General features: G+C 74.1%; 10 protein-coding genes. 1 reads left to right on the top strand and 9 read right to left on the bottom strand.

The features are described from left to right. Positions 1–358: hypothetical protein (locus ACIQOV_RS13605; protein WP_401048320.1), on the bottom strand; the 358-nt coding region annotated here is incomplete at its 3' end. Continuing rightward, entirely contained in the window at positions 355–1,032 is a 678-nt protein-coding gene (locus ACIQOV_RS13600) for an RNA polymerase sigma factor (protein WP_401048318.1), read from the bottom strand. The genes ACIQOV_RS13605 and ACIQOV_RS13600, both read right to left, overlap by 4 nt. A 235-nt stretch (positions 1,033–1,267) precedes the next feature. Between ACIQOV_RS13600 and ACIQOV_RS13595 the strand changes: the two genes are divergently transcribed. Beyond that, positions 1,268–2,377 (top strand): helix-turn-helix domain-containing protein, encoded by a 1,110-nt coding sequence (locus ACIQOV_RS13595; RefSeq protein WP_401048317.1) that lies wholly within the window; start codon positions 1,268–1,270, stop codon positions 2,375–2,377. 102 nt (positions 2,378–2,479) lie between these two features. On the opposite strand, the gene ACIQOV_RS13590 is transcribed toward ACIQOV_RS13595, so the two are convergent. The 7 genes from ACIQOV_RS13590 to ACIQOV_RS13560 form a co-directional block, all read right to left on the bottom strand. Further along, positions 2,480–3,265: a MerR family transcriptional regulator gene (locus tag ACIQOV_RS13590; RefSeq protein WP_401048315.1), complete on the bottom strand. Its 786-nt coding sequence runs from the start codon at positions 3,263–3,265 to the stop codon at positions 2,480–2,482. Between the two features lie 86 nt (positions 3,266–3,351). Beyond that, a complete protein-coding gene (locus ACIQOV_RS13585) occupies positions 3,352–4,599 on the bottom strand; it encodes a hypothetical protein (protein ID WP_401048313.1) in 1,248 nt (415 codons plus the stop codon). A gap of 226 nt (positions 4,600–4,825) precedes the next feature. Further along, positions 4,826–5,965 (bottom strand): LPXTG cell wall anchor domain-containing protein, encoded by a 1,140-nt coding sequence (locus ACIQOV_RS13580; RefSeq protein WP_401048311.1) that lies wholly within the window; start codon positions 5,963–5,965, stop codon positions 4,826–4,828. A 366-nt stretch (positions 5,966–6,331) separates the two neighbouring features. Then, entirely contained in the window at positions 6,332–6,910 is a 579-nt protein-coding gene (locus ACIQOV_RS13575; RefSeq protein ID WP_401048310.1) for a flavodoxin family protein, read from the bottom strand. Positions 6,911–7,042: 132 nt separating this feature from the next. Next, positions 7,043–7,924, bottom strand: a complete 882-nt coding sequence (locus ACIQOV_RS13570; protein ID WP_359897775.1) for an NAD(P)-dependent oxidoreductase — start codon at positions 7,922–7,924, stop codon at positions 7,043–7,045. A gap of 106 nt (positions 7,925–8,030) precedes the next feature. Then, on the bottom strand, positions 8,031–8,456 hold the full coding sequence (locus ACIQOV_RS13565) for a hypothetical protein (RefSeq protein WP_359897774.1): 426 nt from the start codon (positions 8,454–8,456) through the stop codon (positions 8,031–8,033). 156 nt (positions 8,457–8,612) lie between these two features. Further along, on the bottom strand, positions 8,613–9,173 hold the full coding sequence (locus ACIQOV_RS13560; protein ID WP_401048307.1) for a heme-binding protein: 561 nt from the start codon (positions 9,171–9,173) through the stop codon (positions 8,613–8,615). Between the last annotated feature and the right edge of the window lie 46 nt (positions 9,174–9,219).

Here is a 9,219-nt window from a genome sequence, read left to right as displayed (position 1 = left end):
GGGTGCCCGAGGCGGTGGGGGCAGCCGTCGGGCTGGGCTCGCCGGTCGGCTCGGGCGTCGGGCTCGGCGCGGCGGTCAGGGTGGCGGCCGGGGGCGGGACCTGGTCCTGGGCGACCGGCTCGCCGTGGAAGGTGAGCACGCCGAGCGCCATGGCGGCGGCCAGGCCGAGCGGCACGGTGACGGCGTACACCGGACGCAGCCGGCGGATCCGGTTCTTCGGGGGAGCGGCCGGTCGCAGGCCGGCCGCCGTGACCATGGAGGCCCGGGCCGTCATCGCCTCGCGGAGCAGCCGTTCCGTCGGTGTCTCGGCCGGCCCGTCGCCGTCGCCGCCGATGCGGCGGGGGAGCTTGTCGGTCATCGAACCTTCTCCAGGTGCTTTTCCAAGGCGTCCAGAGCGCGGCTGGCAGTGGACTTCACGGCGCCCCGGGACAGTCCCAGGGTCTCGGCAATCTGCGCCTCCGACATGTCGGACCAGTAGCGCAGCACCAGCACCTCACGCTGGCGGGGAGTCAACTCCTGCAGGGCGACCAGCACCCGGCGGTGCTCGTCGTTGAGCACCGCGTGGTCCTCGGCGGACGGGGCGTCGGCCACGTGCGGCGGCACGTACTCGCGGGCGGTCTTGCGGCGGCGCAGCATCGAGCGGGCCCCGTTGACCACCGAGGTGCGCAGGTAGCCGAGGGCGTTGTCGAGGTCGTCCAGCTCCTCGCCGTAGCGCTGGTAGAGCTGGGTGAAGGCGTCCTGCACGACGTCCTCGGCCAGGTCCTGGTGGTCGACCAGCAGGACCGCCATCCGGACCAGACCGAGCCGGTGGGCGTGGTAGAGGTCGGTCAGGGTGGGCCGGTCCTCGGCGGGCTTCCGGCCGCCGCGCAGCAGCCGGAACCCGGAGCGGCGCTGCTTCGCCTCCTGCTCGGTGGCGACGGCGGCGAGCGGCTCGCCGACCTCCTGCGCGCCGAACAGTGCGGCGACCACTCCGCGGACGGAGAAGCCGCGCCCCCCTGCCTGCACGGCGGTCGGCCCGATGGCCATGGACATTCGCGATTCCGCTTTCCCCCGGGACGGTGACGGCGGCCGCCGTTCCGTCAGGTCCACCTGATCAAGATCGTGATCGGGGGGATCATCCCAGCCGCCCTCCGCCGGGTTCCCTCCGCCCCCGTACCAAAGGACGTGTGACGGAGGTGAAGGTTGCAGTCGGGTTCGAAGAAAATTCCGAAGGGGCCGGGACGGCTACACTCACCGGCATTCCGCCACCCGTGAGCAGGGGGTTCGCATGGCCGAGCAGAACGTCGACGGCCCGGCCGGCGCCCCGGCCGCCGAAGCCGCCGTCGGGCCACGGCCGGTGGCCGTCACCATCGGTCGGCGCCCGGAGCCCGTGCACGACGTCGCCGTGTACGCCTTCCCGGGCATGGCGCCGTTCGAACTCGGCGTGGTGGTCGAGGTGTTCGGGCTTGCGCGACCCGAGCTGACCGGCCTGCTGGCGGCGCCCTGGTACGGGCTGAAGGTGTGCGCGGACCGGCCCGGTACGGCGCTGGAGGCGGTGGGCGGCTTCACGCTGACCGCCCGGCACGGGCTGGACGAGCTGGCCGCGGCCGACACCGTGGTGGTCCCCGGGGTGCCGAACGCGTTCGGCGGCGTGGGGGCATCTCCCGGTCGCCGGGCCGGGGACGTCTCCCCCGCGCTGGTCGAGGCGCTGCGCACCGCGCACGCGCGCGGCGCCCGGATCGTGTCGATCTGCTCGGGCGCCTTCGCCCTGGCCGCCGCCGGGCTGCTGGACGGCCGGAGGGCGACCACCCACTGGCGGTACGCCGAGCTGCTCCAGCAGCGCTACCCCGCGGTGCGGGTCGATCCGGACGTGCTCTACGTGGACAACGGCGACGTGCTGACCAGCGCGGGCAGCGCGGCCGGCATCGACCTCTGCCTGCACCTGGTCCGCCGGGACCACGGCGCCAAAGTGGCCAACACGGTGGCCCGGCGCTTCGTGGTGGCACCGCACCGGGACGGCGGGCAGTCCCAGTTCATCGAGGCGGCGGTCCGCCCGGTCGAGGAGGAGGACGACGGGATCGCCCGCAGCATGCAGTGGGCGCTGGACCACCTGGCCTCCCCGCTGACCATCTCGCAACTGGCCGGCGCCGCCCGGATGTCGGACCGCTCGTACCTGCGGCACTTCACCGCCCGCAACGGGACCAGCCCGATGCGCTGGGTCGTCACCCAGCGCATCGCGGCCAGTCTGGCGCTGCTGGAGTCGCCGGAGGGGTCGGTGGAGGAGATCGCCGCGGCGGTCGGCTTCGAGAGCGCCGCGACCTTCCGCCACCACTTCGGCCGGGTGATGCGCACCTCCCCGACCGCCTACCGGCGCTCCTTCGGGCGCGGGGTGGCCTGACCCCTGCGCTTCTTCGGGCGCGGGATGGCCCGGGCCCGGCGCTTCTTCGGGCGCGGGGTGGCGTGGGCGCGGGGTGGGCGCGGGGTGGCCCGGGCGCGCGGCCTACTGCCCCGCGCGCTTCTCCTCGCGCCGGTCGGCGTTGGCGAGGATGGCGTCGTGCAGCCACTGGGCCAGGCCCGGCGCGATCTTCTCGTAGGTGTCGGTCCAGCGCGGGTCGGAGACGTACAGCCCGGCCAGGCCGCGGTGGATGGTGTACGTGCAGTCGTAGAAGCTCCGGCAGATGTGCTGCCGGTGCTCCTCGGCGAGGTCCGTGGCCACCGGGCCGTCGGCGGGCTCGCCGGCGGTGAGCGCCTCGGCCAGGCGGTCGTTGAGCCCGGTCATCTCGGCCTGGATCCGCTGCCAGTCGGCCTTGGAGTAGCCGCCGGTGCGGCGCTGCGACTCGGCCCAGGCCGTGGTGTCGCCCCAGCGCTGCTCGGCCTCCTGCTCCCAGTCCTCCTGGTAGTCCTCGCCGAAGATCTCGAACTTCTCCTCCGGGGTCAGCTGAATGCCCATTCTCCGTGCCTCCATGGCGTGTTCGACGGCTGAGGCGAGTTCCTGGAGGTGACTGATCCGGTCGGTGAGCAGCCGGTGCTGCCGCCGGAGGTGTTCGGTCGGGCTGACCGAGTCGTCGTCCAGGATCGCCGCGATCTCCTCCAGGGGGAACCCGAGTTCTCGGTAGAAGAGGATCTGCTGCAGCCGGTCGAGGTCGGCGTCCGTGTACCGGCGGTAGCCGGACCGGGTACGGCCGGCCGGGGACAGCAGACCGATCCCGTCGTAGTGGTGCAGGGTGCGGACGGTCACCTTGGCGATCTTCGCCACGGCGCCGACCGAGTAGCCCTCACTGGTCATCGGAGTTCCTCCCTGGTGCTGACCACCACCCTCGGCTCTCACGTCGCGTGAGGGTCAAGCGGTGAACGGGGGCGGGCCCTCCCGCATCAGACCCCGGCGCCGGCCGGCGCCCGCACGCGCCGTCGCCCGCCCCGGTGGCCGACGGCACCGCCCTCGCCGTCGCCGTCGCCCGGCCCACCGGACCGCGGCCGACGGGACCGCTGCGCGGGCCAGAACAGCACGTACGCGGCGGAGACCACCACGAAGGCGAGCCGGACGAAGCCGCGGGCCGCGTCCGACGGGAGGAACAGCGTGCCGCCGTACAGCGCGACCAGCGCGATCCAGCTCCACCACGGGACGAGCCGCTTCTGCCCCACCGCGTCCCAGAGCAGGGTGCCGAGCAGGATCGAGGCCGTGTAGTAGGTGTAGACGCTCGGGTCGAGCAGGACGCGGGCGTCCGCGCCCAGCAGCACCACGGCCGGCCAGCGGCCGCGCCAAACGGCGACGCAGCCGAGCCCGATGCCGAGCGCGAACTGGGTGGGCCGGTCCCACCAGGGGGTGGACGGGTCGGTGACCCCGAACCAGCGCAGCGCGGAGGCGGGCTGGTTCGGGATGGTGAACTTGGCGGCCGCCATGGTGTCCAGGTTGCCCAGGTAGAACGGCAGCCAGGCGATCGCCACCAGGGCGCAGAACCAGAGCGCGGTGCGCAGCCAGGCGGGCCGGGGCAGCGCCAGGATCAGCGGGGCGAAGGCGATCGCCCAGGGCTTGGAGTCCACCGCCAGCGCCAGGAGCACCGCGACCTGGACGGGCTTGCCGCGGGCCAGGGCGTGGGCGGCGAGGGTGGTGAAGAACAGCGCGAGGACGTCGTCCAGGTGCGCGAAGCGGACCGAGACCTCGACCCACATCGGGATGAACGCCAGCCCGGCGATCAGCAGCCGTTGCTGGAGCCGCCGGTGGTTGATCCCGGTGCCGAGGTAGTACAGGGCGGCGGTGCGGCCGACCACGACCAGCATCACCAGGCCCAGCCCGGCGCTCACCGCCTCGGCGATCAGCTCGCCGGTGTGCGGTGCGAACGGGGCGGTGAGCCTTGCCGCGGCCAGGCTGACCGGGCCGATCTGGAGCTCCGGGTGGCGGGCGTAGAGCGACAGGCCGCCGTCGGGCTGATCGCTGAAGAGCAGTTGCTCGCCCTGGCGCAGGTAGTGCCAGGAGAAGCCGCCGCTGGGCTCCACCAGGAGGAACCAGAGCACCGTCCAGGCGGCCAGCAGGACGTGGTGCCTGCGCAGCGGCAACCCGGCGATCCGCCCGGTCGCCGCCTCGTAGTCGGTGGTGGCCCGTGCCGTGCGTGCTGTCCGCACCTGTCCTCTCCCCGCCGTTCCGCCCCCCTCCGGCCGGACATCCTATGTGACGGAGGAGAACCGTCCGCGCCGCCCGCGGATCCGTCCGACGGGACGGATCCGCGGGCGGCGCGGGGGCTGCGGGGACGCGCCCGGACCTGCGGGAGTGAGCGTGCCCGGGAACGCCGGGAGGGCCGGGCCGGCATCAGCCGCGGCCCGGCCCTCCCGGGCGTCGGTGCGTTGCGGGTCAGCCCTGCTGGGCGGACTTGCGGCGGCGCAGCACCACGAGGGTGCCGACACCGGCCGCCAGGACGGCGCCGCCGGCGGCCGCGATGGCGGTGGTGTTGTCACCGCCACCGGTCTGGGCCAGGGCCTTGTCGCTGCCGTCCGCGGCGGCCTTGGCCTTGTCGACGGCGGCCGGGGTCAGCGGCGGCGGGGTGATGACCGGGGGCACGACCGGGAAGTCGATCGGGCCCGCGGCGTCGCCGCTGCTCTCGGCCGGGGCCGGGGCGGTGGCCGAGCCGGAGGGCTCGCCGGTGGCCGGGGTGGTCGGCTTCTCGGTGGGCTTCTCGGTGGGCTTCTCGGTCGGCTTGCCGGTGGGCGTCTCGGTCGGCTTCTCCGTCGGCGTGGCGGTCGCGGTGGCCGACGAGGAGCTGCTCGCGGTCGGGCTGGGCTTGCCCGTCTGGGTCGGGGTCGGGCTGGGCTTGCCGGTCTGCGACGCGGTGGGCGTCGGGGACGGCTTGCCGCCGCCGTGCGCCTTGATGACGAAGCCCACGCCGCCTTCGCAGCTGAGGTGGCCGTTGTCGACCGGCTGGTGGCTGGAGTCGTCGAGCTCGGCGGCGAAGACGACCGGGACGACGCCGGCCCGGCCGAGCGGGGCACCGTCGGTGAAGGACGCCCGGACCTTGATCGGGACGTTCTTGCCGCGGTTCACCCCGAGCAGGTCGTCGGCGACCGGGTTGCCGGCCCCGTCGAGGGTGCCGAGCATCATCAGGACGGAGTCGTTCTTCTCCCCGCTCTGGTCGGGGGCGACCACGGCGGTCTGCCACTCGCCCCCGGGGAGCCGGTACTGGACCTTGAGGTCCTTCGCCTGGAGCGAGCCCGCCTTGTTCTTGAACTTGAGCAGCGGGATGAAGACGAAGTCGTGCTTCGTCTTGTTGTCGACCTTGAAGGTGAACTCGCGGGCGTCACCGCCGGCGATGAAGGTGCCGGGCACGCCGTTCAGCGAGAGGTCGAGGCTCGCGTGCGACGCCTTGTCGGCCTGCTGCGCGGCGGCGGACGGGGTGCCGGTGGCACCGACGGCCATGGCGCCCTGGGCGCCGGCCAGGACGAGCGAGGACGCGAGCGCGACGGCTCCGGCAAGGGCAAGACTGCGACGTATGGACAAGGAGACCTCACGGAAGTGTCCGGGCGAGGCCCGGGGCGCGAGGGGGCGGCCGCAGACGCCACGTACCCCCCGCGAAGCTGAAAGTCCGACGGAGAGTACCGAACGACCCGACCGGTCCGGAAGGCGGGTGGCACGCTACGAATCGAACCGGGGGGCGAAGTGCCCGAATCATCCAACTCTGGCCACTGGTAAGGCTTTTGCACCTTGCCCCGAGTCGACCGCCGGGGTGCCGCGTGACGGGTACACGTCCGAAGGACGGTAGCGCACGGCCCCCGGTGGCGGGGGCGGACGCGCGCGCGACGCCCGGTCGGCCGGGGCCGCCGTAGCCGTCGGTGCCGCGCTGCGCGGGCGGACCCGGCCCGGGGTTCAGTCCGCGAAGAACGACTTGGCCGCGATCACCGCCCGCTCGTCGTCCAGCACCTCGCCCGGGCGGCTGCCGTTGCCGAGCAGCACCCCGCCCCAGCGCATCCCCATGTACCCGGCGGTCAGCCGGAGGGTGCCGATCAGCGGCTCGGCCTTGTCGTCCTCGGTGGCGAGCGCCGTGACGCCCCAGAGCGTGCCGCCGCCCAGCCGGGCCTTGAGGTTCACCCCGGGCACCCGCATCCAGGCCGACCATTGGTCGAGGTAGAGCTTGGCGCTGGTCGGCAGCGAGTACCAGTACAGCGGCGCGACGAAGACCAGGTCGGTGGCCGCCAGGGTGGCGTCCAGCAGCGTCCGCTCGTGGCCGGCCGGCTCGGGGTAGCTGCCGTCGCCGGTGTGCCGCAGGTCCCGGAAGGGCGGCAGCGGGTGCTCGTCGAGGCGCAGCCAACGCTGCTCGGCACCGGCCGGCAGGCTCGACCCTGCGGCCAGCCGGGCGAGCCGGGCCGAGTTGCCGTCGGCGCGGGCGCTGGCGTCGAGGAACAGGAAACGGCGCGGTGCCTCGGCGCCGGACGGCTGATCGGCCATCAGGACTCCTCCGTCGTGCATACGGTGCGGACCCAGGAGTGAGCAGCCCCCGAACGCCGGTTTATTCCGCGCCCATGCCAAAGCGCGGGCGCGGAGCACCGGGCGCGGACCGGGGGGCGGCCCGGCCGACGGTCAGTCGGGCAGTCCGGCCCGGCGGCGGGCGACGGCCGCGACGGCCGCCCAGTCCTTGTCCCCGTCGCCGTGGGCCAGCGCGTCCAGGAAGGCGTCCCGCAGGATGCTGCCGAACGGCAGCGGAACGTTGCGCGCGGCCCCCGCTTCCAGCGCGAGGCCGACGTCCTTGAGTCCGAGCGGCAGCCGGAACCCCGCCGGCTCGTAGCGGCGCTCGGCCACCATCGAGCCGTAGCCGCTGTGGATCGGCCCGGGGAAGAGCGTCCCGCTGAGCATCTCCACCAGGTCGGTCGGCCGGACGCCGTGCGCCTCGGCCAGACTGCACGCCTCGGCCATCGACTCGATCGCGCAGGCGATCAGGAAGTTGGCACTGATCTTGGCCGTGTTGGCCTGCCGGGGGCTCTCACCGAAGTGCCAGGTGCGCTCGCCCATCGCGGCGAACAGCGGCTCGGCCCGTTCCAGCAGTTCGGGCGCGCCCGCGACCAGGATGTTCAGCCGTCCCTCCGCCGCGACCGGCGGACGGCCGAGGACGGGCGCGGCGACGTAGCCGATGCCGTGCTCGGCGTACCGCTCCTCGGCCCGCTCGGCGAGCGCGAGCGAGACGGTGGCCATGTTGACGTGCAGGGTCGCCGCGGCGCCGGCCAGCAGCGCGGGGTCGAGCAGCCGCTCGACCGCCGTGTCGTTGGCGAGCATGGAGACCACCGTGTCGGCGGCGAACACCTCGGCGAGCGAGTCGGCCGCCTCCGCGCCCTCGGCCACCATGGCGGCCACCGGCCCGGGCGAGCGGTTCCAGACCCGTACGGTGTGGCCGGCCCGCAGCAGGCTGCCGGCCATGCCGCGCCCCATCGAACCCAGCCCCACGAAGCCGATCGTCCGCCCGGTCATCCCCGCACTCCCGTCGCCGCACCTGCTCGTACACGACCGACTGTACGTCAGAACGCCCGCGGGCCGACCGGTGAACCGGGCGGCGCACCGGCGGCCGGGCAGCGGCTCACGCGCAGGCGCGGGCCGGCATCCGGGTGCGGTCGTCGGCCGCCCCGCGCTCCAGTTCGGCGACCACCCGGCCGCGCAGCAGCTCGTACTGGGCCTGGAGCCGGCCGGGGCGGGCCGGCCGGGCCACCGGGCGGCCGGGGCCGACCAGTTCGTCCGGCCCGAACTGCTCACGGGTGAGGTCGATCTCGAAGCCGGTGGCGAAACGGTTCCACCAGTGGAGGTCCGTCCGCACCCCGTCGACGTACACCTCGCCCATCATGAGCTCGCCGCCGAGCAGGTCGTGCACCACCATCGCCGTCACCCCGCACTGGCCGCGGGCGGGATTGTCGGGACGCCAGTGGGCCAGATCCTCGGGCGCACAGGTGTCGACACCCCAGGAGGAGCGGATCGCACGTTCGATGTCGTTGAGGGTCCACGCCGTCATACCGGGAAGCCTGCCACGCGCCACTGACAGTGGCACCGGCTTTTCGAAGGGTCATCCCGTGTTCTGCGGCGACCCTCCCGGTGTTCACCCGAACGAGACCATGACCCGGCCGCCGGCCCTCCCCTCGCGCGGGGCGGGCCGGCGGCCGGGCTCACGTCACTTCGCCAGCTCGGCGACGCCGGCCTGCGCGAACTGCTCGTCCAGGTCGCCGCTGGGCGCACCCGCGACGCCGACGGCCGCGATCGGAGCGCCCTTCGACTGGATCGGGGCACCGCCGGCCAGGAACAGGGTGCCCGGGATGTCCTTCAGGTTCGGGGCCTGGGCCAGCCGCTTGGCCAGCTCCGAGGTCGGGGCGTTCCAGGACACCGCGGTGAAGGCCTTGCGCTCGGCCGAGACCGGGGCCTGCGGGCCGGCGCCGTCACCCTTCAGCAGCACCCGGGTGACACCGTCGCGGTCGACGACCGCGACCGACACGTGCTGGCCGGCCCTGGTGGCCGCGTCCAGGGCGGCCTGGGCGGCGCGGGTGGCGGCGTCGATGGTCAGGCCGCTGCTCGCGGCCAGGTTCTTGTTCTGGGTGTCGGCCTTCGCCGCCACCGGGACGGCCGGGGTGTCGGTGGACTCGGCGCTGGCCGAGACGGCGCCCACGGTGGCGGCGGCGAGCGCGGCGGCGGCGACGGTGCCGGTCAGCACCCGGGTGCGCACGGAGGTCTTCTTCATGGTCCAGCTCCTCAGCGGATCTGCGGGGTGGGTGTGGCGGGGTGGG

Source organism: Kitasatospora sp. NPDC091257 (assembly GCF_044757675.1).
In the GTDB taxonomy this organism is placed as follows: Bacteria; Actinomycetota; Actinomycetes; order Streptomycetales; family Streptomycetaceae; genus Kitasatospora; species Kitasatospora lactacystinica.
Note: the sequence above shows the minus strand (reverse complement) of the source record. Positions and strands in the feature narration are given on the sequence as shown.